A 25,792-nucleotide genomic window follows, 5' to 3' on the forward strand; every position below is an offset into this window, starting at 1 on the left:
CGGACCGCCGTTCAGGCGCCGCCGGGCCGGAGCCGGCCGGCGGCGCCGGGCGGCTGGATCCGCATGCCGGGACGGCGTCGATGGACCGTCAGGTACGTCACCCCCTCGGGCCCGGCCTGGACGGCGCGCGTCGAACCGTGCGGCAGCCAGGTCAGGAGCCCCGGCCGCAGCGGGCGATCGCCGTCGGCGCGGACGAGGGTGGCCGACCCGTCGAGGACGAGCAGCAGGACGTCGAGGTCCGGCTCGGTGTGCGTGCCGACCCGCCCTGACGCGGGGACGCGGACGACGTTGGCGTCCAACTGGCGTCCCGGTTCCGCGAGCCGCCACAGGGCGCCGGCCCCCGCGCCCTCGGCGCGGGCCAGGAGCTCCGCGGTGTCGCACAGGACCCGGGGGAGAGGAGTCCCCCCGGCCGGGGCGGGGGAGCCGCCTTCTTCCGCTGTCATCGGATGTCACCGTCCGCCGTGTCCGACCGCGGCCGCCCGCCGCCCCGTTGGGCGGCCGTCCCGGCACGGCCCGTCGAGTGGCGCACTCCACAGGGCCCAGGCCGCAGGCAAAGGGGAATCTAACATGCGTATTTGTTAGGGTCCGGGCGTGCGGCTGACGAAGTTCACCGATCTGGCGCTGCGTTCCGTGATGCGCCTGGCGGTCGTGAAGGACGGCGACGACCCCCTCGCCACCCGTGAGGTGGCCGAGGTCATCGGCGTGCCGTACACGCACGCCGCGAAGGCCATCACCCGCCTCCGGCACCTCGGTGTGGTGGAGGCCAGGCGAGGCCGCGGCGGCGGACTGACACTGACCGACCTGGGGCGGAACGCCTCGGTCGGCTGGCTGGTCCGGGAACTGGAGGGCGACGGCGAGGTCGTCGCCTGCGAGGGGGAGACGCCGTGCCCGCTGCGGGGGGCCTGCCGGCTGCGAGGCGCCCTGCGCGCCGCCCAGGAGGCGTTCTACAGCGCGCTCGACCCGCTGACCGTCGCCGACCTGGTGGCCTCGCCGACCGGCCCGGTCCTGGTCGGCCTGACGGTCCGCCCACCCGGCTGACGGGTGGGCGGCGCGGCACGTGCCGGCCTGTGACTCAAAACACGAAAATAATCTACCAATTAAGGAGTCGCTGTGCTCTCCGAACAGTCCGTCCCCGTGGTCCGGGCCACCCTCCCCGCGGTCGGAGCGGCCATCGGTGACATCGCCGAGCTGTTCTACCGCAAGCTCTTCGAGGCCCACCCCGAGCTGCTGAGGGACCTGTTCAACCGGGGCAACCAGGCCGGCGGAGAGCAGCAGAAGGCCCTGGCCGGATCCATCGCGGCGTTCGCCGGCATGCTGCTGGAGCGTCCCGACGCCCGGCCCGACGCGATGCTCTCCCGGATCGCGCACAAGCACGCCTCCCTGGGCGTCACCTCCGACCAGTACAAGATCGTCCACCGTCATCTGTTCGCGGCGATCGTGGAGGTCCTCGGCGACGCCGTCACCCCGGAGGTCGCCGCCGCCTGGGACGAGGTCTACTGGCTGATGGCCAACGCGCTCGTCGCCGTCGAGACCCGCCTCTACCAGGAGGCCGAGGTCGCCGAGGGGCAGGTCTGGCGCCGCATGGAGATCGTCGAGCGGCGCGAGGAGAGCCCCGACGCCGTCTCCTTCGTGCTGCGGCCGGCCGACGACCGTCCCGCGCGACCGTTCCGCCCGGGCCAGTACGTCAGCGTCCGGTCCGAACTGCCCGACGGATCGCACCAGATCCGCCAGTACAGCCTGTCCGCCGCACCCGGCCGGTCCGACCGGCGGATCACCGTCAAGCGCGTCCAGGGCGGCGGACGGCCGGACGGCGAGGTCTCGTCCTGGCTCCACGCCACCGCGCGCGAGGGCGATGTGCTCACCGTCTCCGAGCCGTTCGGCGACCTCGCGCTGGCCGAGGGAGACGGCCCGCTGCTGCTGGTCTCCGCCGGCATCGGCGTCACCCCCATGCTGGCGATGCTGGACCACCTGGCCGCCACCGGCACCGGCCGTCCGGTCACCGTCGTCCACGCCGACCGCACCCCCGCCGACCACGCCCACCGGCAGGAGCAGCTCGACCTGATACGCGCGCTCCCGGACGCACGGCTCCACCTCTGGTACGAGGAGCCCGGCGACCAGGCGCCCCAGGCGTCGGCCGGACTCGTCGACGTCGACAGCCTGGACCTGCCCGAGGGGCTCACGGTCTACCTGTGCGGACCGGTCCCCTTCATGCGCGCCGTCCGCGGCGGCCTGCTGCGCCGCGGAGTGCCCGCCGAGGCCGTCCACTACGAGGTCTTCGGCCCCGACCTCTGGCTCGGACAGCAGTAGAACCGGCGCCGGCGCGGTACGGGACAGCCCCTCGGGAGGCGGCCCGCACCGCGCCGGGACCGGGTGCCCGCCGGCGGCACCGGGTGCCGCCGCCGGACCGCGCCGCCACCGCGCACCTTCCGGGACGGCGTTAGGCCGCTGCGGTGAAGGCGGTGGTGATGGCCGTGTCGATCCGGGCGTGCACGACCAGGCGGGGGCCGGACGTGTCGGCGTTGTCCTCCAGCAGCCGCCGGACCGGGGCGCTGTGGGTGACGACGCTCATCAGGACACCGAGGCGACCGCACCACTGATGGGCCCGGAGCACGGCACTGACCGCGGCACCACTGGAGGCCTCCTCGGTCAGCACGATGACGACCGGGGCCGGCTGATGGGCGTCGACGAGGTTGGTGATGTGCGTCGACAGCGCGGCCCGCCCGTCGATTCCCGGATCCTGATCCACCGTGATGACGAGGACTCCGTGCTCCAGGGTGTGGGACAGCATCGTGGTGGCCTCCGATCTGACGCCTGACGGCGAAGTGCCTTCAGTGAAAGTGCCCCGGACCCGGTCCGCAATGCGCGGCGACGGCGGCGCCGTGAACGGCGCGGCGACGACGTCCCCGTGCCGCGGCACGGGGTGCCGACGAGGCGGGGGCGAACCCGTTCCCCCAAGGGCCCGGCGGGCCTTCGCGCCGTCGCCGCGTACGATCGTCCGGTCCGTCCCCGAACCGGCAAGGAGCCCCGACCGGTGCCCGCCCTCCTCCCCTCCCCCCGAACCGGGCCCCGTCTGCTGGACCTGGAGCGTCTGGCCCGCGTGGAGGACGGCGAACGGCTGCACGCCCTGCTGTGGCGCCCCGGACCGGGCTGGCGGATGGCCGGCAGCGCCGTGCTCGGCGGCGGCATCGCCGACTGCGCGTGGGTCCTCAACGCCCAGGTGGCGCACGGCTACCGGCGCACCGACCCCGCCCGGCACCTCGCCGACCTGGCCCGCGCCGTCGGGGCCGAGGGCCGGGGCATGGGTCTGATGACCGCCGCCGACGTCCGCGACCCCGGCCGCGCGCGGGACGGCGGCGCGGAAGCCGTCGTCACCGCGGGCGTCTCCGTGCGCGGGTGGGCGGCGGCACCGCGGGAGGACGGCGCGGGGACACCCGGGCCGGGCACCATCAACATCCTCGCCGCCCTGCCGGTGGTCCTGAGCGACGCCGCCCTGGTCAACGCGGTCATCACGGCGACCGAGGCCAAGGTGCAGGCGCTGGTCGAAGCGGGCCTCGACTGCTCCGGAACCCCCACCGACGCCGTGTGCGTCGCCGCCCGCGCACCGCGTCCCGGCACGGAGGTCCACGCCTTCGCCGGCCCCCGCTCCGAGTGGGGCGCCCGGCTGGCGCGGGCCGTCCACCGCGCCGTGCTGGACGCGCTGCCCGCCGCCGCACACCGCTGAGCCGACACGGCCCGGGCCCAAGTCCCCCCGGCCGCGGAAGTGAGCTGCGGCCGGGGGGACTTGGGCCCGGGCGGTCACAGGGAGTTCCTGCGCCGGATCGCCGCCGCGCGCAGGGCCAGTGCCGCGGCCAGCAGCACCCAGGCCACGGCGCAGTACGCCCACGCCGTCGCACCCCGTGCCACCCCCACGGCGCTCCAGACGGCCCACAGCGCGAGCACCACGCACAGCGCCGTCCACGAGATGTCGGCCACGCGGGCACGCAACTGCGCGCGCTGCCGCGTGCCGGGTTCCAGATCGCCGAGACCGCCGGCGTGTGCCTTCAGGTCGTCCACGTAGGGCTCCTTCGCTGGAGTGCTCACCAGTGGGCGTCGGGTACCCCCTCGGAAGTCCCGCAAGCGGTCCGGGCACACGTGCGCGGGGACGGCCCGGGCGGGCCGTCCCCACGACTGTCCTCACGTACCGCTCAGCGCTGTCCGCTCTTCTCCAGCGCCTTGTCCAGGGCGGCCGCGAACCCGTACGCCCACAGCTGGTTCACCCGGCTGCGCTCGGTGGCGTTGGGGTACGCGTTGGTGCAGGACGTGCCCGGGCCGCCACCCGACATCAGCTCGCTGCACGGGCCCGAGTAGTGGTCGGGCAGGCCGAGCACGTGCCCCGTCTCGTGCGCGGTCACGCGCGTGGAGTCGTACTGCCGGTTCTGCGTGTAGTCGAGGAAGACGTAGCCCCTGCCGTGCCCGTCCGTGGAGGCGTACGAGCCGCGCGAGTCGTTGCCCTCGTAGTACGAGAAGTCGGCGCCGGAACTGCTCTCCGCGAGGCGCACGTTGGACACCGAGCTGTTCCAGATCTGGGCGCTGCGGGATATCTGGGTGCGGAAGCTCGGCGCGTTCCTGGTGCTGTAGTAGACGGTGACGGCGGCCGTCGCGGACGGGTTCGCCGCCCGCTTCTCGGCGACGGACCTGACGACCGCCTCGAAGAACTCCCGGTTGGCGCGGGCGTCTTCGCCCGAGCCGGGCGACGGCTGGTACCCGGCCTGCGCCGCGGGGGCCTGGGGCTGGGGCGCGGCGGCCGTCGCGGCCGGGCCGGCGCCGAGCGCGGCGACGGTCAGGCCGAGGCCGACCGCGGTGGACAGCAGGGGCAGGGTGATGCGCATCGATGACTCCTTGGGTGTGGGGGAGTGGGGAGAAGTCGTCACCGGTGAGTGTGGAGCGCCCATGAGCCCGCTGTGATGATGGCAACAGGCGATAGGACCGGGCTATCACCCAGGTTCTCCGGGAGTGCAGAACTCGCCCTGTTCCGCCGCCTTTTGTTCACCTGGCGCAACCAACTGTTCCGCTCTACGCTCCCCGCATGGAGCTCGAGGTGAGGCATCTTCGCGCGCTGTGCGCCATCGCCGACGCCGGCAGCCTGCACCGGGCGGCACGTCAACTGGGCGTCGCCCAGCCCACGTTGAGCGCACAATTGAGCCGCATCGAACAGGCCCTGGGCGGTCAGCTGTTCGTCCGGGAACGCACCGGATGCCGCCCCACCCCGCTCGGCCGCACCGTCCTCGGCCGGGCCCGCCCGCTGCTGGCCGACATGCGGACCCTCGTCCGCGAGGCCCGCTCCGCCGCGGCCGGCGGCGACAGCCGGCTGCGCGTCGGCTCCACCGCGAGCCGGGCCCTCGCCGGGTGGCTGCGCCGGCTCAGACGCCCCGGCCTGGAACCGACGCTCCAGATGGACGTCTCCGCCAACGCACTGCTGCGCAGGGTCTGCGACGGCCAGCTCGACGTCGCCTTCGTGCACGAGGTGGAGGGCTGCCCGCTGCACGTCCCCGAGGGCCTGCGGCTGCGGGTCCTGATCGAGCGCGAACCGCAGTTCGTCATGCTGCCCGCCGACCACCCGGCGGCGGCCCGCCCCGTCGTCCACCTCGCCGACCTCGCCGACGACCGGTGGATGGTCGACCCCACCGTCGACGGCGAATGGGACGGCGTGCACCGCATGCTGCGCGCCGTCGGCCTCGACCCGCGCGTCCTGCACGGCGACTACCACACCGCCGCGTCCCTCGTCGCGACCGGCGAAGTCGTCACCGTCTGCCAGCCCAGCTCCCAGTCCCGCCCCGACATGGCGGTACGGCGCCTGCACGGAGACCCCCTCGGCGTGCGCCTGCTGCTCGCCGCGCGCACCCGGGCCGAACTGGACGCGGTCTACCCCGCGCTGGAGGAGGCGTACTGGGAGGTGGCCCGCCAGTCCTCCGCGTACCGGGAGTGGCTGGAGGGCCGCCGGCCGCCCGCCGTGGCCCCGTGCTCACCGGTGACCGGTGCGGGGAGCGACCGGACAAAGTTCGTTCCCGTCCGCTGAACCGGACCATCCGGCCGTTCGGGTGCTTTCCCTCGCGAACCGGTATGACAACAGGGCCGAACGGTTACGGAGAGGGTCATGAGCTCTGTGCGACGACTTCCCCTGCGTTCGATGGCCGTGACGTGTGCCCTCGGCAGCTCCGTACTGCTGATGACGGCCTGTACCAACGCCGATACGACACGCTCGAGTGTCGCCGAGGCGGCACCGACCGGATCTCCCTCCGGTTCCGCCTCCGTCTCCGAATCCGCCTCCCCTTCCTCCGCCTCTCCCTCGGCCTCGATGAACCAGGACCAGGCCGAGCGCAAGGCTCTGGTCCCGATGGCCAAGGTGACCTGGGACAAGGCCGCCGACACCGCCGTCAAGGAGGTGTCCGGCAGCAAGCTCGTCGACCTCGAACTGAAGAAGACCTCGTCCGAGGCGACCTCGTCCACGGGTTCGCCGATGCCGAGCACCCCGAACCCCGCTCCCAGTCAGGGCGCCCCCGAGTGGGAGGCCAAGGTCGCCACCTCCGACGGCACCGTGCACCGTGTCGACATCGACGCGGTCAGCGGCAAGGTCTTCCGCACCCAGGTCGACGCCGACCAGGACGCCGACGACAAGAAGGAGATCGCCGACCGGCTGGAGAAGGCCACCCAGACCCCGCAGCAGGCGGTGAAGGCGGCCACCGGAAAGGTCAAGGGCACCGTCACCGGCGTCGAACTCGACGAGAACGACAACCAGCAGGTCATGTGGGCCGTCGACGTCGTGAACACCGACAATTGGGACAAGACGACCCTCGACGTCGACGCCACGAACGGCAAGATCCTGAGCCAGCAGGTCGACACCGACTGAGCGCCGGCCCGACGAGCACTCCGGGAGCAGCGGGCCGTATCGCCCGGCTGCTCCCTCTCTTCGTGCCGTTCGGTGTCAGGCGGCGGCCTCGACGGCCCGCGCCCCCTCGCCCCGCGTCCGGCCCGGCAGGGTCAGCACGGCCAGGAAGCCGCAGACCGCGACCGCGGCGAAGAAGTAGAAGCCCCACGGGTGGCCGATCCCCGAGGAGACCAGGGCGCCGGTGATCGAGGGGCCGACGATCGAACCGATCCGGCCGATGCCGGACGCCGAGCCGAGCGCCGTGCCGCGTACGGAGGCCGGGTAGAAGTTGGTCACGTAGGCGTAGACGAGCACCTGCGCGGAGAAGACGAACACGCCGGTGAGGAAGACGACCGCGTTGAGCAGCAGGTCGCTGTCCATCCTGACGCTCAGGCAGGCCAGCATGAGCACCGACACCGCGAACCAGCCCATCGTGGTGCCCTTGATGCCCCGCCGGTCGGCGACCCACCCGCCGAGGACCAGGCCGACGACGCCGCCGACGTTGAGCACGAGGAGCTGGGTGACGGCCGTGGGGACGGGGTAGCCGGCGTCGTTCATCAGCTTCGGCAGCCACGTGTTGAGGCCGTAGACCAGCAGCAGGCCCATGAACGAGGCGACCCAGACGCCGATGCCCGCCCGCAGGTACGCCGGCTTCAGCAGCTCGGTGAACGGCACCCGCGCAGCCCCGTCCCGCCGGGCCCGCACGAAGGCCTCCGACTCCGGCAGCCTGAACCACTGGACGGCGGCGACGACGAGGCCGACGACGCCGAGCACGTAGAAGAGGACCTCCCAGTCGTCGGTGACCTGGAGGGCCAGCAGCGAGGTGATGACGGCGCCGGTGTGGTAGCCGGTCATCGTCAGGGTGCTGGCCCGCGCCCGGCGGTCGGCCGGCATGTGCTCGGCCATCATCGTCAGCGAGACGGGCATGCAGGCGCCGAGGCCGAGACCGGCGGCGAGGCGCAGCGCGGCGAACATCGTCACGGAGTTCGCCAGCGGCACCACGAGGGTGAAGACCGAGAAGACCACCACCGAGCCGATGAGCAGGCGGCGGCGTCCCAGCCGGTCGGCGAGCGGGCCGACGCAGACCGCGCCGATGGCCACGCCGACGAGCGAGAGCGTCGCGACGGTGGTCGCGTCACCCGCGGTCATGCCCAGGTGGTGGGTCTTGAGCAGGGTGGGGATGATGGCGCCGAGGACGACGAGGTCGTAGCCCTCGAGCAGGACGGTGATCCAGCACAGGAGCACGGTCCATCTGCTGTTCCCGGTGGCGCCGGTGCGGGCCGGCGCGTCGGACGTGGTGGCGGAAGCCATGGTGACGTTCCCCCCAGGGGACGGGAGTGGGCGAGCGGACGGGGAGGGGCGGGGAGGGGCGGGGAGCCGGCTCAGAACGGGTAGTCGGCGATGTCCGGGCGGACCGTGACCCACTGGGTCTCGGTGAACGCCTCGACGTTGGCCGCGGCGCCCCCGAAGCGGGAGCCGGTGCCGGAGGCCTTGACCCCGCCGAAGGGGGCGTTGGGCTCGTCGCCCACGGTCTGCTCGTTGATGTGGATCTTGCCGGAGTCGATCCGGTCGGCGAGCTTCATCGCCGTGCCGACGTCGCCGAGGATGCCGACGGACAGTCCGTACTCGCAGTCGTCGACGATCCGTGCGGCCTCTTCCGGCGTGGAGAAGGAGATGACCGGGGCGACGGGGCCGAAGATCTCCTCGCGCCAGGCCGGCATGTCGGTGGTGAGGCCGGACAGCACGGTGGCGCGGTAGCAGGCGCCGACGATCTCGCCGCCCGCGGCGACCTTCGCACCCGCCGCGACGGAGTCGGTGACGATGCCGTGCACCCGCTCCAGCTGACGGCGGTCGATGATCGGGCCGAGCGCCACGTCCTCGCGCGCCGGGTCGCCGACGGCGAGCGCCTCGGCCTTCGCGGCGAGCGCGGCGGTGTACTCCTCCACCAGCGACTCGTGGACGATGTGCCGGCCGGTCGTCATGCAGATCTGGCCCTGGTGCAGGTAGGAGCCGAAGGCCCCCGCCGAGGCCGCCTTCTGCACGTCCGCGCCCGGCAGCACGACCAGCGCGTTGTTGCCGCCCAGCTCCAGGTGGGCCCGCTTCAGCAGCCGGCCGGCCTGCTCGCCGATCGCCCGGCCCACCGGGGTCGAGCCGGTGAAGGAGACGACCCGCACCTCGGGGGCCTCGACGACCGCCTTGCCGACCGAGCCGTCGCCCGGCAGCAGGTGGAGGACGCCGGCGGGGAGCCCGGCCTCCTCGAAGATCCGGGCGATCACGACACCGCCGCTCACCGCCGTGCGCGGATCCGGCTTCAGCAGCACCGCGTTGCCCAGGGCGAGCGCGGGGGCCACCGAGCGCAGACCGAGGATGAGCGGGAAGTTGAAGGGCGCGATCACGCTGACGACACCGGCCGGACGGCGACGGGCGAACGACCAGCGGACCTCCTCGGAGGTGAGCACCTCGCCCTGCGGATGCGTCGGCAGGCCCGCGCACTCGAAGCACTCGCCGATCGCGAGCCCCACCTCGAAACCGGCCTTCGACCGCACCGAGCCGGCCTCGCGCACCAGCCAGTCCTCCACCTCGGCGGCGTGCTCGGTGAACAGCTCACCCGCACGGCGCAGTACGGCCGCCCGCCGCTGCGGGGAGGTCGCCGCCCACTCCCGCTGGGCCTTCGCGGCCCGTGCGGCGGCGCGCCCCACGTCCTCGGCGGTCGCCAGGCCCACCGCGCCGAGCCGGTCGCCGGTCGCCGGTTCGACGACCGGATGCTCGGCGGGGGAGTCCTGCCAGCCGTCGCTGAAGAACTTCCCGCCCCAGACGTCGCTGTCCAGGAATGTCATCGTCCTCCCCTTCGTCGGGATCTTCGGGTGCCGGGCGCCTCGGCGGCTCCGGGCGCTCGTCAGGTCGTTCGGGCCGGGCGGTCAGGACGGCGTGGTGAGCGCCGTGTCCACCTGGATCAGCCGCGGCCCGTCGGGCCGCTCGGCGAGCGCGGCACGCAGCTCCGCCACGTCACCGGCGTGCTGGGCGCGCACCCCGTAGCCCTCCGCGATGCGGGTGAAGTCCAGCCCGGGGATGTCCAGTCCGGGCGCGTCCGGCACGCCGAGCAGGCCGCCGAACCAGCGCAGCGCCCCGTACGTGCCGTTGCGCAGCAGCACGACGGTCAGCGGGACCCGGTGCTGGGCGGCCGTCCACAGGGCGGTGATGCCGTAGTTGGCCGAACCGTCGCCGACCACGCCGACGACCGGGCGGCCGGGCTGTCCCATGGCGACGCCCACCGCGCCGGGCAGCCCGAAGCCGAGGCCGCCGGCCGCCGGGAAGTAGTAGGAGCCGGGGCGGCGCAGGTCCATCTGGCGCCACCACGCGGCGTTGGTCGACGTCGACTCGACGACGTACGCGGTGTCCTCGGGCAGTTCGTCGCGCAGCGCGGCGAAGACCTGTTCGGGGTGGAGCGCGGTCCCCTCGGCGGTGAGCGGTTCGGGCGCCGGCCGGTAGGGACCGGCCGGCTCGGCAGGGGCCTCCAGGGCCTTCAGGAGCAGACCGACGACCGCGCCCGGGTCGGCCACCAGCGCCTCGCCCATCGGAGCCCGCGCGGCGGCCGAGGCGTCCTCGGTCACCTGGAGGAGCCGGGTGCCCTCCGGCAGGTACCGGCCGGGCAGGTGCTCGTGGTAGCGGAACACCGGTGCGCCCAGCACGAGCACCAGGTCGTGTCCCTCGAACGCCTGTGAGATCGGAGCGATCCCGGCGGGCAGCACGCCCCGGAACAGCGGGTGCCGGTTCGGGAAGGGCAGCCGGAACTGCGACGGGGCCGCCCACACCGGACCGCCCAGGCGCTCCGCCAGCCGGACCGCGTCGTCGAACAGGCCCGCCGAGTCGATGTCCCCGCCCAGCACCAGCGCGGGCCGCCGGGCGGCGGCGACCCGTTCGGCGAGCCAGCGGCTCTGTTCCCCGTCGGGCGCGGAGGCCCGCAGCACCTGCCGGTCGAGGACGGCCGGGCCGTTGTCGCCGGCCTCGGCGGCCCAGTCGTCGTAGGGGACGGACAGGTACGTCGGCCGCCGCTGGAGCCGCGCCTCGAAGACGGCCTGGGCGAGCGCCCGCGGGACGTCCTCGGCGCACGCCGGCTCGGCCGCCCAGCCGACCAGCGGCTTCATCAGGGCCGGGGCGTCGACGCTGGCCAGGTTGGCCTCGGGGCCGATGGCGGGCCGCACCTGCTGGCCGGCGACGACCACGAGGGGGGTTCGGGAGGCCACGGCGTTCGTCAGGGCACCCATCGCGTTGCCGGAGCCGGAGGCGGCGTGCAGGTTGACCAGCACCGGACGGCCGGTCGCCTGGGCGTACCCGTCGGCCATGCCGACGACGGCACCCTCGTGCAGACCGAGGACGTAGCGGAAGCCCTCGGGCAGACCGGCGAGGAAGGGCAGCTCGTTGGAGCCGGGATTGCCGAAGACGGTGGTGAGGCCCTGGCGCTCCAGGAACTCGTGGGAGACACGGCGCACGGATGGCACGGGCGTTCCTTTCGAAGTGACGTCCGACACGCTAGGCATCCCGCGACATGGGCACCAATAGATGTTTCGGCGCCCCGATATAGAGTCGATCGATATGGGCACCTTCGATCTCAACCTGGCCCGTGTCTTCGTCCTGCTGTACGAGACCGGCAGCGTCACGGCCACCGCGGAGACGCTCCACGTCACGCAGCCCACCGTCAGCTACAGCCTGGGCAAGCTCCGCCGGCACTTCGACGACGAGCTGTTCCGCCGCACCGGGCGCGGGCTGACGCCGACGGCGGGCGCCCGGCGCCTGTACGAGCCGCTGCAACGCGCCCTCGCCGACATCGACGGGACGGTCCGGCAGGCAGACACCTTCGACCCGGAGACGATGTCGGGCCGCTTCACCATCGCCCTGTCCGACCTCGGAGAGGCGACCCTCCTGCCGAGGCTCCTCGCCGCGGCCCGCGAGCGGGCGCCGGGGGTGTCCTTCACCGTGCGCCCGTTCGACGTGGAGGACGCCGAGGGCCAGCTGCGCCGCGGCGACCTCGACGCGTTCGTGGCCACACCGGTGCTGACCTCGCACCGGACCGTGCGCATCCCCCTCTTCCAGGAGCGCTACGTCCTCATGGTCGCCGCCGACCACCCCCGCGTCCGGGGCGACGCGGTCACCCTGCCGGAGCTCGCCGCCGAGCACCACGCGACCGTGTTCGGGCCCAGCGGTCACGTCACGCCGCGCGCCGTACTGGCCGCGCACGGGCTGCTCGACCGGGTGGCGGTGGACGCCACCCGCTTCTCGATGCTGCCCTACCTGCTGGAGCAGACCGACCTGATCGCCATCGTCCCCGAGTACGTCGGCGAGGTCTTCACCGCCTCCCACCGGGTGCGCCTGGTACGGCTCCCGTTCGAGACCGACCCGATCGAGGTGGCCCTGTACGCCCGCCACGAGTCCTCGCGCAGCCCGGCGCAGCGGTGGCTCGTGCGGTTCATGGCCCAGGTGCTGGGCGAACAGGTGAGCTCCGCCCAGCTCCCGCCGGCCACGGCGGTGCCGTAGCCGTCACGGCCCGGGCGGCCTCGCGCCTTGCGGACCGCTCCGCCGAACCTGGCGGCCCCGGCGGGGAGTTCGTCCTCGCCGGAGCCGCGGTCTTCGCCGGGTGGGGGGCGGATTCCCGGGCGGTGCCGTGGCCGGTGCCCCGCCACCGGGGCCGGACCTCCCGGACGACGTCCTCCGCCTCGGCGGCGCCGCCCCGGTCAGCTCCGCTCCAGCCACTCCTCGTACCGCGTCGCGGCCGTCTCCACGGTGTCGTCCCCGGTCAGGACGCCGTCCGGGACGCCGGCGAAGAGGCCCGCGTCCTCGTCGGTGACGACCGAGCGGCCGTCCGGGCGGGCCGCGAGGGTGATCTCGCCGAGCCGGTCGAGCCGGTGGATCTCGGGGCCCGCGATCTCGCAAAAGCCCCGCAGCGGGTCGCCCTGCGCCGCGCCGGCCACCGCGCGCGCGACGTCCGCGGAGGCGATCGGGCGCAGCTGCGTCGAGGGCAGGTGCACCTCCGTGCCCTCGGTGCCCATGTCCATGACCGGACCGACGAACTCGAAGAACTGGGCGGCCCGCACGACGCTGTACGGCGCACCGCCCTCGCGCAGGGCCTCCTCCTGGGCGACCTTCGCCCGGTAGTAACCGATCCCGGGCAGCCGGTCGATGCCGATGATCGACAGGGCCACATGGTGGCGGACGCCCGTCTCCCTCCCGGCGGCGACCTGGTTCCGCGTCGACCGGACGAAGAAGTCCCGGGCGACGTCCTCCTCGAAGGAGGGGGAGTTGGTCACGTCCACGACGACGTCCGCGCCCCGCAGCGCCTCGCTCAGCCCCTGGCCGGTGAGCGTGTCGACGCCCGTGCTGGGCGAGGCGGCCACGGCCTCGTGGCCGCCGTCGCCGAGAAGGCGCACCACCTGCGTTCCGATCAGCCCCGTACCGCCGATGACCACGATCCTCATCGTTCTCTCCGTCTCTTTCCGCTTCCCAGGGAGGCGACGCCGTTCGCCGGCCCCCGGTGCGCCGGGGCGCACGACAACGGCACAAGGCGGCGTCCGGTTCCGCGACGGCCGGACGCGACGCGTGTTTGCCGCCGGAGTGACAGGCAAAGCGGTGTCCATGAGCGATCCGAACAAGGACACGAAGCAGAAACCCGACACCACCCGGACGGCCGGGTCCAAGGCCCGCGGCGCCGCGGGCCGGGCGACCGCTCCCGCCTCGCGAGCCGCGAAGGCCGCGAGCGGAAAGGCCGCTGACGCGGGGTCAGCGGCCAAGGACGGAGCCGAACGCTCGGCACAGGCCGCGGCCGGGGCGATGCAGACGGCGGCCAAGGGCGTCGAGGCCGGCCGCCGGGCCGTCATCACCACCTCGGGCCATGTCGCCACCACGGCGAAGACGGCGTGGACGGTCATCTCCCAGCGCAGGCTCGTCGCGGCCGGTGTGGGCGCCGGCCTGACCGCGCTGAGCGCCGCCTCGTACGCGATGGGACGCCGAGCGGTGCGCCACACGCACGGCCCCCTCACCCGGCTCACCGGCGGCCGCATCTGACGCCCGCCGCACGGCGGAGCCGCCACGGCGGGGCAGCCCGCCGCCCGGCCGCGCCCGTGCCGACGCCGGGCGCCACCGCCGGCGCACTCCGGTGGGCGGCGGGGGCACGGCCGGCCGGGTGCCGCCGCCCACCGCCCACCCGGTCATGACGTGCGCCGAGGTCCGTTCGCACTCCCCGTCCGGGGGAAGATGGATACCTCGAGCGAATGTCCGACCGATGCGGAGGAATGGGCGCATGCAGCACGAGAGAGCCGGCAAGCCGGCCGGCCCCGAAGACCTGATCGACGTCGCCAGGCTGGTGACGTCCTACTACGCCCTGCGCCCGGACCCCGCCGAGCCCGCGCAGCGCGTGGCCTTCGGCACGTCCGGGCATCGCGGATCGTCCCTCGCGGCGGCCTTCAACGAGGACCACATCGCCGCCACCAGCCAGGCCATCTGCGAGTACCGCGAGGCCCAGGGCACGACCGGCCCGCTCTTCCTCGGCGCCGACACCCACGCGCTGTCCGAGCCGGCGAGGATCACCGCACTGGAGGTGTTCGCGGCCAACGACGTCACCGTCCTCATCGACACCGCGGACGGCTACACCCCCACCCCGGCGGTCTCCCACGCCATCCTCACCCACAACCGGGGCCGCACCTCGGGCCTCGCCGACGGCGTGGTCGTGACCCCCTCGCACAACCCGCCCGCCGACGGGGGTTTCAAGTACAACCCGCCGAACGGCGGCCCCGCGGGCTCGGACGCGACCTCCTGGATCCAGGACCGGGCCAACGAGATCATCGCGGCCGGCCTGAAGGACGTCCGGCGCGTCCCCTACGCCCGGGCGCTCGCCGCGCCCGGCACCGGCCGCTACGACTTCCTCGACCGGTACGTCCGCGACCTGCCGAGCGTCCTGGACCTCGACGCGATCCGGTCCTCCGGCGTGCGCATCGGCGCCGACCCGCTGGGCGGCGCCTCCGTCGCGTACTGGGGCCGGATCGCCGAGCAGCACCGCCTCGACCTGACCGTGGTCAATCCGCTGACCGACCCCACCTGGCGGTTCATGACGCTGGACTGGGACGGCAAGATCCGCATGGACTGCTCGTCGCCGCACGCGATGGCGTCCCTCATCGAACAGCGCGACCGCTTCACCATCGCCACCGGCAACGACGCCGACGCCGACCGGCACGGCATCGTCACCCCCGACGCCGGCCTGATGAACCCCAACCACTACCTGGCCACCGCCATCGACTACCTGTACGCCCACCGCGCCGAGTGGCCCGCCGACGCGGGCGTGGGCAAGACGCTGGTGTCCTCCGGCATGATCGACCGGGTCGCGGCCGACCTCGGCAGGCGGCTGGTCGAGGTGCCCGTCGGGTTCAAGTGGTTCGTGGACGGACTGGTCGGCGGCACGCTCGGCTTCGGCGGCGAGGAGTCCGCCGGCGCTTCCTTCCTGCGCCGGGACGGCTCCGTGTGGACCACCGACAAGGACGGCATCATCCTGGCCCTGCTCGCCTCCGAGATCACCGCCGTCACCGGCGAGACCCCGTCCGAGCGCTACGCCGCCCTCACCGCCCGCTTCGGCGAACCCGCCTACGCCCGCATCGACGCCCCCGCGACCCGTGAGGAGAAGGCCCGCCTGGCCAAGCTGTCCCCGGCCCAGGTCACCGCCGACACCCTCGCCGGCGAACCGGTCACCGCCGTGCTCACCGAGGCGCCGGGCAACGGCGCGGCCATCGGCGGCATCAAGGTGACCACGGAGAACGCCTGGTTCGCGGCCCGCCCCTCGGGCACCGAGGACGTCTACAAGATCTACGGCGAGTCGTTCCTCGGCGCCGACCACCTCCGGCAGGTGCAGGAGGAGGCCAAGTCCGTCGTCCTCGGCGCCCTGGGCGGCTGAGGCCCGCATCCGGGCCCCGGGCCGGTCAGTCCCGGCCGGCCCGGGGGAGCGCCACGGTCAGCCCGCGGGTCTCGTAGCCGCCGATCGCCCCCCGGAGGCCGACGTGCGGCCGGCCGGTCATCCGCAGGCCGTCGAGGGCGAACAGGCGGCTGAGGAACACATCGGTCTCCGGAAGGGCGATGTGCACTCCGGGACACCGGTGCGGACCGTCGCCGAAGGAGAGCCCCGCGTCGACCTCCGGCGTCCTGCCGGGCCGGACCGGCAGGGGGGCGTCGCCCACGGCCCGCGGGTCGGCGTCGGCGTGGTCGAGCAGGATCTCGACGTGCTGGCCCGGACACACCGTTACGGGCCCGTCCGGCGCGTCGAGCCGAAGCTCCTCGGTGACCCGGCGGCGCAGTTGCCCGACCACCGGCCGGCCGGCGGACGGTTCCCGGGAGCGGGAGCCGTCCGCCGAGGCCGTCGAGACGCTCGGCGGACCTCACCGATCCCGCGGCCAAGCGTGACCGCGGACGGCTGCACACCGGTCGACGGACACACACCGGCACCCGCCGGGAATCCGACGACCACGACGACCCCGAGTGGGCCCGGACCGGCTCGCCGGTCTCCCGGGCACTGGACCGTCCCACCGGTCCGGACAGCGCCGCGGTGCCCGAGGTGGCCGCCGGGCACCGTGACGGGCGGCTGCGTGGCTACCGGGGCGTGCCGGGCTTCCTCCGTCCGGTGCTGTGCCCGCGGTGACACGGGGGACGCTCCGGACGGCCCGATGGCGACCGTGCCTGATGTTCCCCGGGAATCCGGGGTAGACGGCCTGGCGTAACGGTCAAGGCTCAGGAAGAGGGCGGATCGGATGAACGGGGCTGCCCACCACGGGGACCGGCTCGCAAGAACGCCGGTCAGGGTTTCGGCGGAGTACGAGGGCATTCCCGGTGACATCGCCCGGGGCCGCGAGCTGGCCCGGAGACTGCTGGCGCGTTCGCGGGCGGTCCACGGGATCGCGGTGCCCGACCGGACGGTGGACGTGGTGCAGCTCGTGGTCAGCGAGCTGCTGACGAACGCCTGCAAGTACGCGCCCGGACCGTCCCTGGTCGACCTGGAGCTGGCCGAGGACCGGGTGGAGGTGTCCGTGTGGGACAGCGACCCGGTGCTGCCCGTGCCCGCGGCTTCGGACCCCGGACGGATCGGCCGGCACGGGCTGGAGATCGTCATGGCCGTCTGCCAGACGTTCGAGGTGCGCAGGGAGCCGGTCGGCAAGCGCACGACGGCCGTCGTGCGGCTCGCCGACGCGTGAGGGACCGGCCGTGAAACGGGGGACTGGGCGGGCCGGCCCGGGACGCCCTCCGTCACCCCCCGGCGGGCCGCCCGCCGGGGCGCGGGAGCCGGTACAGCACGCTCCGGCGCAGGGGCCCCTCGGGCACGCCCGGGTCGTCGAAGTCGTCGGCCGGATCGCGGGTCATGCCCAGGCGGCGCATCACCGCCCGCGAGCGGTGGTTGCCGGCCGCCGTGATCGCGAGGACCTCCTCCAGCCCCAGCTCCTCGAAGGCGAAGGCCGTCACGGCACGGGCGGCCTCGGTGGCGTAGCCGTGCCCCCAGGCGGGACGGGCCAGCCGCCAGCCGGCCTCGATCCCGGTGAACGGCATGCCGTCCTCGACCGGATCGAGCCCCGTGAACCCGATGAACTCACCGGTGGCCACGACCTCCACCGCCCACCATCCCCAGCCCCGCCGCTCGAGATCGGCCTGGAAACCGGCCGCGGACGCCTCGCTCCGCTCCCTGGTGAGCACCCCGGGGAAGTACGCGCGGACCACCGGGTCGGCGTTCATGGCCGCCCACGGGGCCAGGTCGGACTTCCGCCACCCGCGCAGCACGAGACGATCGGTACACAGCTCGGACATCACGCCAACCTAGAGGGACCGCGCCCGCGCGGCGACCGAATAACGGCTCGCCCGGCTGCCGCCCGCCGGGGCGGCGGCGTTCCCCCCATCGGCCGCCTTCGGGGCGGTTCGCCCGCGCCCCCCGGGGGAACCTGGCGGGGTGGACGGCATCGGAAGGCTGTGAGGGTCGTGACGCCACGCTGGGCGGGCCACCGGGAGGGCGACGGACCAGGGCACGACGGGGCGGACGGTGTCCCGGAGCCCGGCTTCGCCCGCGCCGTCCTCCGCGACCTCGGCGCCGGCGTCCTCACCCTCGACCCGTCCGGCCGCGTCACCTCGGTGAACCCGTGGGCCGAACAGATGCTGGGGCGGTCGGCGGCGGAGATGACCGGGCAGGACGCGCACGACCTGCTGCACCGGTACGCCGACGGCAGCCCCGTCCCCCGGGACCGGTGCGACCTGCGCAACCCCCTGCGCGGAGTGCCCGCCGAGGAGGGCAGCGAGGAGTACTTCCAGCGGGCCGACGGCAGCACGGTGCCGATCATCTGGGCGACCACCCCACTGGTCATGAACGGCCGCCGGGAAGGCCTGGTGCTCGTCTTCCACGACTTCAGCCTGCACCGCAGCGCCGCCGAGGAGGCGCAAGCACGCACCGCGGCCCTGGAGACCCTCACCGCCCAGCTGCACCTGGTGGCCGAGATCTCGACGGTGCTGGTCCCCACCGAGCACACCTCCGTCACCATCCGCCGCCTCCTGCGGCTGCTGGTGCCGGAACTCGGTCAGTGGGCCGCCCTCGACGTCCTCCCGGAACGACAGGACGTCCTGGAACGGCGCGCCGTCCGCAGCAGCGCCCACCCGCACCGGGCCCGGCGCCTGCGAGGACCGCTGACCCCGCTGCCGGACCCGTCACGCGCGGCGCTGGCACGGCTGGTCAACGGCGACCGTCCCGTCGTACTGACCGCCGAGGACCTGCTGCGCGACCCGCGGGCCCCGCTCGCGGCCTCCCACCGCGCACTGTTCGAACAGCTCGGCGGCCACACCGCCGTCGTCGTCCCCCTCCGCACCCGGCAGCGGTCCTACGGAATCCTGACCGTGGCCCGCGCCGGGGACGCGCCCGCCCACACCGAGGCCGAGATCGCCCTGCTCGCCGACATCGGCCGCCGCGTCGGACTGGTCATGGACAACGCCCGGCTCTACCACGAGCAGCAGAACGTCGCGGAGACCATGCAGCGCCAGCTGCTCACCCCCCTCCCGCAGGTCGACCACGTCCGCATGGCCGCCCGCTACTGGCCCGCGGAGAGCGCCATGGAGATCGGCGGCGACTGGTACGACGCCTTCCTGCTCGCCGACGGGGTGATGGCCCTGGTCATCGGGGACGTCGTCGGGCACGACCTGCAGGCCGCCGCCCACATGGCGGAGGTGCGCAACATGCTCCGCGCCCTGGCCTGGGACCATCAGGAGCCGCCCAGCGTGATCATGCACCGTCTCGACGAGGCCGTCACCCACACCAGTGACGCCCCCATGGCCACGCTCGTCTTCGCCCGCGTCGAGGGTCCCGAGGGCGGGCCCTGGCAGCTCCACTGGGTCAACGCCGGTCACCCGCCGCCCCTGCTGATCACGTCGGACGGCGGGACCCGCTACCTGGAGGGCGGCCACGGCCCGCTGATCGGCATGAGCGAGACCCTGCGCCTCGATCTGGAATGGCCCGACGCCCGTGAGGAACTCCCGCCGGAGAGCATCCTCCTGCTCTACACCGACGGCCTGGTCGAAAGCCGTGAGCGCCCGATCGACCTCGGCATGGCCAAGCTCCGCCACCACGCCGGTGTCCTGGCCCGCCGGCTGGGGGAGCGGACCGTGGACGACTTCTGCGACGAGCTGCTGGCCCGCATCGCGCCCCGCGGCGACGACGTGGCCCTGCTCGCGTTGCGCCTGCCCGCCGCGGGCGTCGGCGCCGCCGACGACACGGCACCGCCCCCGCCGCCCCAGTCCCCGCACAGCGAGGCCGCCCCCGACCGCGCCGCCCCCGGCTCCCGCCGCGAGCACCCCGAGGTCACCGACCCGACCCACGACGACCCGGAGGACTAGGGGGCGCCGTCCGGATCCTGCCGGGGGCGCGGGGCCGGCACGCGCATCTGCGGCGTCGTCGTCGGTCGCAGGGCACCGTCGCCCGGAGCCGGTCCGGTCCGGTCCGGTCCGGTCCGGACGACGGTCCTGGACCCGGCCCGCGACGAGAGACGGGCCGCCGTCCTACGGCCGTCGCAGCAGTCCCCGCTCCATGGCCACCACCACCGCGCGCGTCCGGTCGTTCACGTCGAGCTTGGCGAACAGGCGCAGCAGGTGGGTCTTGACCGTCGCCTCCGAGATGACGAGGCGTCTGCCGATCTCCGCGTTGGTGAGACCGTCGGCCACCGCTCCGAGCACGTCCGTCTCGCGGGCGGTGAGCGGGTCCTGGACCGGGCGGCGCATGCGCGCGATCAGCTTCTCGGCCACCCGCGGCGCCAGCACCGTCTCACCCCGCGCCGCCGCGCGGATCGCGTCGGCGAGCTGCGCACGGGTGGTGTCCTTGAGGAGGTAGCCGATGGCGCCGGCCTCCACTCCCCGCTCGATGTCCTGGTCGGTGTCGTACGTCGTCAGGATCAGCACCCGGGTCCGCGGATACCGGGCGACGATCTCGGCGGTCGTCCCCACCCCGTCGAGCACCGGCATCCTCAGGTCGACCAGCGCGACGTCGGGGGCGTGCCGCTCGACCAGGTCGAGGGCCGCCCCGCCGTCCCCCGCCTCCCCGACGATCTCGACGTCCTCCTCACCAGCGAGCAGCGCGATCACACCCGCCCGCATGACGGTGTGGTCGTCCGCCACGATCACCCGGATCCGTCCGTCCGTCACCGCGTCGCCTCGCCTTCCGTGTCGCCGGCCTCGGCCGGCACGTCCAGGGGAATCACCGCGAGCACCCGCGTCCCGTCGCCGACCGAGCTGGTGACCGTCAGCCTGCCGCCCAGCTCCGCCAGGCGTTTGCGCATCCCGTCGAGTCCGAAGCCCGTCGACTCCTCCGGCACGAAGCCGATGCCGTCGTCGGTGACCTCCAGCTCCACTCCGTGGGGCCGGCGGGCGAGGACCACCCCGACCGTCGAGGCCCGCGCGTGCTTGCGGACGTTGGCGAGGGACTCCTGGGTGCAGCGCACGAGCGCGATCCGGGTCTGCTGGTCGCACCGGACGTCCGCCAGGTCGTCGGACACCGAGAGCCCGGTGTCCTCCGCGAAGCGGGTCAGGACGCGGCGCAGCGTCTGCGCCACCGTGCCGGCCGGCGCGCCGCCCCGCCGCTGCGCCGAGCCCACCAGTTCCCGCGCCTCGGCGAGGTTCTCGCGGGCCGTCGCCTCGATGGAGCGCAACTGCTGGGCGCTGCGCTCCGGTTCGGTGTCAAGACCCGCCCGGGCCGCCTCCGCGAGGACCACGATCGACGCGAATCCCTGGGCGAGGGTGTCGTGGATCTCCCGCGCCATCCGCTCCCGCTCGTCCGCCGCCCCCTGACGCTGGTGAGCCCGGGACAGCTCCGCCTGGGTCCGCTCCAACTCGACGATCAGACGCGCCCGCTCGCTGCTCTGCGCGACCACCGCGTGCGCCCACAGCCCGATCAGCACGCCCACGGCCACGACGATCAGGGTGGACACCGTCGTCTCGCCGAGGAACTCCAGCGACCAGCCCTGCCGGAACCAGCTCCCCGCCAGCGTCGTGGCGGTCGCCAGTCCCAGGAAACCCATGGACGCCTTGGGGGTCCGCGCGAACATCCAGTAGTGCGGCAGCGTCACCATGAACAGCGCCGCGTAGCTGCCGCCCAGGTACGCGAGGCCGCCCAGCGCGCCCACCAGCACCGAGAGGTAGACCTGCGGCCGCACCACGGGGTTGTCGGGAAAACGGTCGAGGACCGCGTAGCAGAGCACCACGCAGCCGAGCAGCGCGAGCGCCCGGTACCTGCTCCCGCCGGGCCCGTCCATCGTGGCCAGACCGACGGCCATGGCGGCGAACAGCACCCAGCACACGGCGTTCCAGCGGCGCAGCGAAGCGGACCAGAGGGCGTCGGCGGAGGGCCCGGTGAGAGCGGTCATGCCGGTCAACGTACGTCGACCACCGGCCGGCCGGGTACGGCGAGGTCCGGTTCGGCGGCGCCCGGCCGCCCCGGACGCGACGGCCACCAGGTCTTCTCGCCCAGCAGGAGCAGCGCCGCCGGCAGGATCACGATCCGGACCACGAAGGCGTCGAGCAGCACCGCGGCCGCGAGGACGAAGCCGATCTGCTTCATCTCGATGATGTGCAGCAGGACGAAGCTCACGAAGACGGTCGTCATCACGACCGCGGCACTGGTGACCACGCCGGCCGACGTCCGGATCCCGTCGAGCACCGCCCGCCGGGTGGGCACCCCGGCGAGCGCCGCCTCCCTGATCCGGCTGACCACGAACACCTGGTAGTCCATGGAGAGGCCGAACAGGATCACGAAGAGGAAGAGCGGGACCCGCGAGCCGATCGAGCCCGTGGAGTGGAAGTCCAGCAGCCCTTCGGCCCAGCTGCCCTGGAAGACGAGGACGAGCAGTCCGAGCGCCGCGGCCGCCGACAGCAGGTTCAGCGCGACGCCGATCAGACCGAGCACCACGGAACGGAAGGCGTACACGGTCATCGCGAACGTCACCAGCAGCAACGCCCCGAGGACCAGGGGGAGTCTGCTGTTCTGGTGGGCCGGGTAGTCCGCGTAGCGGGCCACGTCCCCGCTGACGCCGTACTCCGCGCCGTCGACCCGGCCGACCGTGGCCGGCAGGTAGTCGTCGCGCAGGTGCGCGAGGGAGTCGCGGGCCTCGGAGGAGCCGCCGAGGTGGGGCACCGTCAGCCGCAGCACGCTGACGCGGTGGTCGGCCGAGGTGCTGATGGCCGAGGCGCCGGAGAACAGCGGGTCCTCACCGGCGAGCCCGGCGAGCCCGCGCAGCGCCTCGGTGACCTCCCCGCCGTGTTCCGCGTCGGCGCGCACGACGACGTCGTGGGTGGCCCGCCGTTCGGGGAACGCCTCGTTGAGGCGGTCGTACACCCGCATCGCGGCGATCTCCCGGGAGTGCGTGTCCCGGCTCATCTCCGTGATCTTCAGTCCGGCCAGGGGCAGCGCGAGGGCGAGCAGCGCGAGCACCGAGACGCACAGGGTGGCGAGCGGGTGCCCGGTGGCGGGCCGCAGCAGGGCCGTCCAGATCCGGCCGGCGCCGTCGCCGCGCACCCGGCGGACCGGTTTCCCGTGCTCCGCCCGGCGCAGTGCCCTGCGCTCCGCCCGCCGGCCGAGCACGGTCAGCAGTGCGGGCAGCGCCGTCAGGGAACTGGCCACGGCCACCAGTACGACCACGATGGTGCCGGTCGCCAGCGAGGAGAAGATCACGTCGGAGGCCAGGTACAGCGTGGCCGTGGAGGCGACGACCGCCAGGCCCGACACCACGACCGCCCGGCCCGACGTGGCCGCCGCCAGCTCCACCAGCACCTCGCTGCTCAGCCGGCCGCCGGCCCGGGCCCGTTCCTCCCGCTCCCGTTTGAGGTGGAAGAGCGTGTAATCGACGCCGACCGCCAGGCCGATCATCAGGATCACGTTCGTGCCGACCCCGGCGTCGGGGGAGAGGTGGGAGACCACCATCGACAGCCCGACCGCCGCCGCGATCGACGACAGCGCGAGCAGCAGAGGCACCGCGGCCATGACCACCGAGCCGAAGGCGACCAGCAGGGTGACCAGGGTGACCGGAAGCGTGATCTTCTCGGACAGCGCCAGGTCCTCACCGCGCTGCCGGTCCACCCCCTTGCTGACGGACGGGCTCCCGGTCTCCTCCAGCAGCAGTCCGGGGTGGGACTTCTGCACGGCGGCGGTCTGGGCGAGGAGCGCGTCCACCTTGTCCTTCGCGTCCCGCTCCTCGCCCTTCAGGGTCACCTCGGTCATCAGGATCCGGTGATCGCCCGACCACACCGGGGCGGCCACGCCCGCCACCTCGGGCAGCGCCGCCATCCGGTCCGTCAGATCCTGTGCCGCCGCCTCGGCCTCCCGCCCGCCCGTAGCACCCGAACGGGCGGAGATCAGCACCTGCTCGGTGGACCTGCGTTCCAGGTGCCCCTCGGCCGCCATGGCCTCGGCGCGGCCTGCCTCGCCGACGCGGTAGTCCGCCGTCCTGGCGCTGTTCGTGCCGACGGCCGTACCGGTCACCAGGCACAGCACCACGAACAGGAGCCAGCCGGTGACGGCCCGCCAGGGGTGTCGTGCGCTCCAGCGCGCCATGCGCACAGTCATGGAATTCATGACCGAAATCCTTGCCGGGCAAGGCAGTTGACGGACAGAGGTGTCCGGCTGAACCCGCCGTCCACCGATCGGTGGACGGCGGCAGGGGGAAGCCCCCCGCGTCCGCCGGCCGCACGTCCCGGCCGACGGGGTTCACCCGGGTGAGCGCCTTGAGTGGTGGAAGCCGGGCGGTTGGCTGACGGTAAATCACGTCAGGACCGGGTCACATCAGCTGACGAAGCACCAGCTGCCCGGTCGTGGCGGAAGGAACCTCAGATGCGATCTACTCGCACTCTCCTGGCCACAGCGGCGGCTTCGACCGTCCTCGTCCTCGGTGCCCCCGGCGCCTACGCGGCCGGTGGCGACTGGGACCACGACAACTCTTCCTACAGCAAGGAGCAGGACAACGGAAGCAAGCACGACGGGCCGCGCGGCGGGATGCGCACGGGTGGCGGTGCGCTGACCTCGGTGAACGAGGGTGGCCGGGGCGGCTCCGGTGACGAAGGTGGTGAGCGGTCCCGGGGTGACGACGGTGGTGAGCGGTCCCGGGGCGGCGACGAGGAGAAGCCGCGCGGCGGGATGCACACCGGCGGCGGTGCGCTGGCCTCGGTGAACGAGGGTGACTGGGGCGGCTCCGGTGACGACGGCGGTGAGCGGTCCCGGGGTGACGACGGTGGTGAGCGGTCCCGGGGCGGCGAGCAGGACCGGCCCCGCGGCGGGATGCACACGGGTGGCGGTGCGCTGACCGTGGCGAACGAGGGTGACTGGGGCGGCTCCGGCGACGGCGGCGGTGAGCGGTCCTGGCGCGGCGGCGACGAGGAGAAGCCGCGCGGCGGGATGCACACCGGCGGCGGCGGGCTGGCCCAGCCGGGCGCGACCGCGGGCGGTCTGGCCGTCCTGGGCGTGGCCGCCGCGGGCCTGTACGCCGCGCGCCGCAGGAAGTCTCACGGAGCGGCCTGAGCCATGCCGGGCGTGATAGCAGTCGGGCCGCCACCCGCGCACCGCGTGGCGGCCCGGCTCGCCGCCCGTCCCCGCCCCGCTGCCGTGCCTAGTGAGGTGTTTCCCGATGGCAGTACCCCCCTCTTCTCCCGCCGGTGACGCGCCGGCCCCCTCCGGCTCCCGCGGGGGCCTGATGGTGTTGTGCGCCGTCGCCCTCCTGGTCCTGGCGATGAGCCTGTTCGGCGGTCACGACACGTCGGCCGACTCCTCCCGCCCGCCGCTCGCCCCGGGGACCGGAGCGTCGGCCCCGGCGGTCGGCGGGCCGACGGCAGCCGCCGACCCGCCCGCCGAGGATCCGCCGACCGCCGACCCGACCGGCGCGGACCGCACGGCGGCCCTGCCCCGGTCGAGGCCGGTACGCCTGCTGATCCCGGAGATCTCCGTCGACGCCCCCTTCACCGATCTCGCCATCGGTGAGAACGGGCAGCTCCAGCCTCCGCCCGCGCACGACACCAACCTCGTCGGCTGGTACGCCAAGGGTGTCTCCCCCGGCGAGACCGGCACCTCGATCATCGCCGGACACGTCGACACCAAGACGTCCGCGGCCGTCTTCGCCCGCCTCGACCAACTGGACGAGGGGGACGTCTTCCACGTCGAACGGGCCGACGGGCGCACGGCGACCTTCGTCGTCGACAGCCTGGAGACCTTCGCCAAGGACGCCTTCCCCAGCAGTCGTGTGTACAGCGACGTGGACCGGCCGGAGGTGCGGCTCATCACCTGTGCCGGTGACTACGACCGCAAGGTCAAGGACTACACGGACAACCTGGTGGTGTTCGCGCACCTCGTCTGAGGCCGTCCAG

At 73.9% G+C, this 25,792-nt stretch carries 25 protein-coding genes; 12 read left to right on the forward strand and 13 right to left on the reverse strand.

Features of this window, described 5'->3' with window-relative positions; translation table 11 throughout:
• Positions 1-11: 11 nt before the first annotated feature.
• The gene (locus ACZ4V6_RS04260) at positions 12-443 is read right to left on the reverse strand and encodes a hypothetical protein (protein ID WP_467822366.1); all 432 of its coding nucleotides are present in this window, start codon (positions 441-443) and stop codon (positions 12-14) included.
• Between the two features lie 148 nt (positions 444-591).
• Here ACZ4V6_RS04260 and nsrR point away from each other — a divergent pair, with 148 nt between their 5' ends.
• Together nsrR and ACZ4V6_RS04270 are read left to right on the forward strand one after the other, a co-directional pair.
• A complete protein-coding gene (nsrR, locus tag ACZ4V6_RS04265) occupies positions 592-1,038 on the forward strand; it encodes a nitric oxide-sensing transcriptional repressor NsrR (RefSeq protein ID WP_467822368.1) in 447 nt (148 codons plus the stop codon).
• A 72-nt stretch (positions 1,039-1,110) separates the two neighbouring features.
• Positions 1,111-2,307: a globin domain-containing protein gene (locus ACZ4V6_RS04270; RefSeq protein ID WP_467822369.1), complete on the forward strand. Its 1,197-nt coding sequence runs from the start codon at positions 1,111-1,113 to the stop codon at positions 2,305-2,307.
• Positions 2,308-2,437: 130 nt separating this feature from the next.
• On the opposite strand, the gene ACZ4V6_RS04275 is transcribed toward ACZ4V6_RS04270, so the two are convergent.
• Positions 2,438-2,788 carry a hypothetical protein gene (locus ACZ4V6_RS04275; RefSeq protein ID WP_467822370.1) on the reverse strand — a complete coding sequence of 117 codons (351 nt, stop codon included), beginning with the start codon at positions 2,786-2,788 and terminating at the stop codon, positions 2,438-2,440.
• 243 nt (positions 2,789-3,031) lie between these two features.
• Between ACZ4V6_RS04275 and ACZ4V6_RS04280 the strand changes: the two genes are divergently transcribed.
• Positions 3,032-3,721, forward strand: coding sequence for an adenosylcobinamide amidohydrolase (locus ACZ4V6_RS04280; RefSeq protein ID WP_467822372.1), 690 nt, complete (start codon positions 3,032-3,034; stop codon positions 3,719-3,721).
• 74 nt (positions 3,722-3,795) lie between these two features.
• Here ACZ4V6_RS04280 and ACZ4V6_RS04285 read toward each other — a convergent pair whose 3' ends face one another.
• Together ACZ4V6_RS04285 and snpA are read right to left on the reverse strand one after the other, a co-directional pair.
• Entirely contained in the window at positions 3,796-4,053 is a 258-nt protein-coding gene (locus ACZ4V6_RS04285; protein WP_467822373.1) for a hypothetical protein, read from the reverse strand.
• A gap of 131 nt (positions 4,054-4,184) precedes the next feature.
• The gene (snpA, locus tag ACZ4V6_RS04290; RefSeq protein ID WP_467822375.1) at positions 4,185-4,868 is read right to left on the reverse strand and encodes a snapalysin; all 684 of its coding nucleotides are present in this window, start codon (positions 4,866-4,868) and stop codon (positions 4,185-4,187) included.
• Positions 4,869-5,065: 197 nt separating this feature from the next.
• On the opposite strand from snpA, the gene ACZ4V6_RS04295 reads away from it, so the two are divergent.
• Together ACZ4V6_RS04295 and ACZ4V6_RS04300 are read left to right on the forward strand one after the other, a co-directional pair.
• On the forward strand, positions 5,066-6,055 hold the full coding sequence (locus ACZ4V6_RS04295; protein ID WP_467822377.1) for a LysR family transcriptional regulator: 990 nt from the start codon (positions 5,066-5,068) through the stop codon (positions 6,053-6,055).
• 279 nt (positions 6,056-6,334) lie between these two features.
• Entirely contained in the window at positions 6,335-6,886 is a 552-nt protein-coding gene (locus ACZ4V6_RS04300) for a PepSY domain-containing protein (RefSeq protein ID WP_467822379.1), read from the forward strand.
• A 75-nt stretch (positions 6,887-6,961) separates the two neighbouring features.
• Here the strand turns inward: ACZ4V6_RS04300 and ACZ4V6_RS04305 are convergent, their stop codons facing one another.
• From ACZ4V6_RS04305 to mdlC, 3 genes are all read right to left on the reverse strand, one after another.
• Positions 6,962-8,215 (reverse strand): MFS transporter, encoded by a 1,254-nt coding sequence (locus tag ACZ4V6_RS04305; RefSeq protein WP_467822381.1) that lies wholly within the window; start codon positions 8,213-8,215, stop codon positions 6,962-6,964.
• Between the two features lie 71 nt (positions 8,216-8,286).
• The gene (locus ACZ4V6_RS04310) at positions 8,287-9,741 is read right to left on the reverse strand and encodes a benzaldehyde dehydrogenase (protein WP_467822383.1); all 1,455 of its coding nucleotides are present in this window, start codon (positions 9,739-9,741) and stop codon (positions 8,287-8,289) included.
• 81 nt (positions 9,742-9,822) lie between these two features.
• Complete coding sequence (mdlC, locus tag ACZ4V6_RS04315; protein ID WP_467822385.1) at positions 9,823-11,403, reverse strand: benzoylformate decarboxylase; 1,581 nt, start codon at positions 11,401-11,403, stop codon at positions 9,823-9,825.
• Between the two features lie 94 nt (positions 11,404-11,497).
• Here mdlC and ACZ4V6_RS04320 point away from each other — a divergent pair, with 94 nt between their 5' ends.
• A complete protein-coding gene (locus ACZ4V6_RS04320; RefSeq protein ID WP_467822386.1) occupies positions 11,498-12,436 on the forward strand; it encodes a LysR family transcriptional regulator in 939 nt (312 codons plus the stop codon).
• 197 nt (positions 12,437-12,633) lie between these two features.
• Here ACZ4V6_RS04320 and ACZ4V6_RS04325 read toward each other — a convergent pair whose 3' ends face one another.
• Entirely contained in the window at positions 12,634-13,374 is a 741-nt protein-coding gene (locus ACZ4V6_RS04325) for an SDR family oxidoreductase (protein WP_467822388.1), read from the reverse strand.
• A 157-nt stretch (positions 13,375-13,531) separates the two neighbouring features.
• Here ACZ4V6_RS04325 and ACZ4V6_RS04330 point away from each other — a divergent pair, with 157 nt between their 5' ends.
• Together ACZ4V6_RS04330 and pgm are read left to right on the forward strand one after the other, a co-directional pair.
• Positions 13,532-13,960, forward strand: coding sequence for a hypothetical protein (locus ACZ4V6_RS04330; RefSeq protein ID WP_467822390.1), 429 nt, complete (start codon positions 13,532-13,534; stop codon positions 13,958-13,960).
• 235 nt (positions 13,961-14,195) lie between these two features.
• Positions 14,196-15,836, forward strand: a complete 1,641-nt coding sequence (gene pgm, locus ACZ4V6_RS04335) for a phosphoglucomutase (alpha-D-glucose-1,6-bisphosphate-dependent) (RefSeq protein ID WP_467822392.1) — start codon at positions 14,196-14,198, stop codon at positions 15,834-15,836.
• Positions 15,837-15,861: 25 nt separating this feature from the next.
• Here pgm and ACZ4V6_RS04340 read toward each other — a convergent pair whose 3' ends face one another.
• Complete coding sequence (locus ACZ4V6_RS04340) at positions 15,862-16,245, reverse strand: hypothetical protein (protein ID WP_467822393.1); 384 nt, start codon at positions 16,243-16,245, stop codon at positions 15,862-15,864.
• Positions 16,246-16,683: 438 nt separating this feature from the next.
• Between ACZ4V6_RS04340 and ACZ4V6_RS04345 the strand changes: the two genes are divergently transcribed.
• Positions 16,684-17,124 (forward strand): ATP-binding protein, encoded by a 441-nt coding sequence (locus ACZ4V6_RS04345; RefSeq protein ID WP_467822395.1) that lies wholly within the window; start codon positions 16,684-16,686, stop codon positions 17,122-17,124.
• 52 nt (positions 17,125-17,176) lie between these two features.
• On the opposite strand, the gene ACZ4V6_RS04350 is transcribed toward ACZ4V6_RS04345, so the two are convergent.
• Positions 17,177-17,728 carry a GNAT family N-acetyltransferase gene (locus ACZ4V6_RS04350; RefSeq protein ID WP_467822397.1) on the reverse strand — a complete coding sequence of 184 codons (552 nt, stop codon included), beginning with the start codon at positions 17,726-17,728 and terminating at the stop codon, positions 17,177-17,179.
• Positions 17,729-17,896: 168 nt separating this feature from the next.
• Between ACZ4V6_RS04350 and ACZ4V6_RS04355 the strand changes: the two genes are divergently transcribed.
• Positions 17,897-19,792, forward strand: coding sequence for a SpoIIE family protein phosphatase (locus ACZ4V6_RS04355; protein ID WP_467822398.1), 1,896 nt, complete (start codon positions 17,897-17,899; stop codon positions 19,790-19,792).
• Positions 19,793-19,954: 162 nt separating this feature from the next.
• On the opposite strand, the gene ACZ4V6_RS04360 is transcribed toward ACZ4V6_RS04355, so the two are convergent.
• From ACZ4V6_RS04360 to ACZ4V6_RS04370, 3 genes are read right to left on the reverse strand one after another with little or no spacing between them, the layout of a single operon-like run.
• The gene (locus ACZ4V6_RS04360; RefSeq protein WP_467822400.1) at positions 19,955-20,593 is read right to left on the reverse strand and encodes a response regulator; all 639 of its coding nucleotides are present in this window, start codon (positions 20,591-20,593) and stop codon (positions 19,955-19,957) included.
• Entirely contained in the window at positions 20,590-21,810 is a 1,221-nt protein-coding gene (locus tag ACZ4V6_RS04365; RefSeq protein WP_467822401.1) for a sensor histidine kinase, read from the reverse strand. The genes ACZ4V6_RS04360 and ACZ4V6_RS04365 overlap by 4 nt, the downstream gene beginning before the upstream one ends.
• 5 nt (positions 21,811-21,815) lie before the next feature.
• On the reverse strand, positions 21,816-24,014 hold the full coding sequence (locus tag ACZ4V6_RS04370; RefSeq protein ID WP_467822403.1) for an MMPL family transporter: 2,199 nt from the start codon (positions 24,012-24,014) through the stop codon (positions 21,816-21,818).
• Between the two features lie 255 nt (positions 24,015-24,269).
• Between ACZ4V6_RS04370 and ACZ4V6_RS04375 the strand changes: the two genes are divergently transcribed.
• Positions 24,270-24,953, forward strand: coding sequence for a hypothetical protein (locus tag ACZ4V6_RS04375; RefSeq protein WP_467822404.1), 684 nt, complete (start codon positions 24,270-24,272; stop codon positions 24,951-24,953).
• A gap of 106 nt (positions 24,954-25,059) precedes the next feature.
• Positions 25,060-25,782 carry a class F sortase gene (locus ACZ4V6_RS04380; protein ID WP_467822406.1) on the forward strand — a complete coding sequence of 241 codons (723 nt, stop codon included), beginning with the start codon at positions 25,060-25,062 and terminating at the stop codon, positions 25,780-25,782.
• The last annotated feature ends 10 nt before the right edge of the window (positions 25,783-25,792 follow it).

It is taken from the genome of Streptomyces sp. NPDC029152 (genome assembly GCF_055564355.1).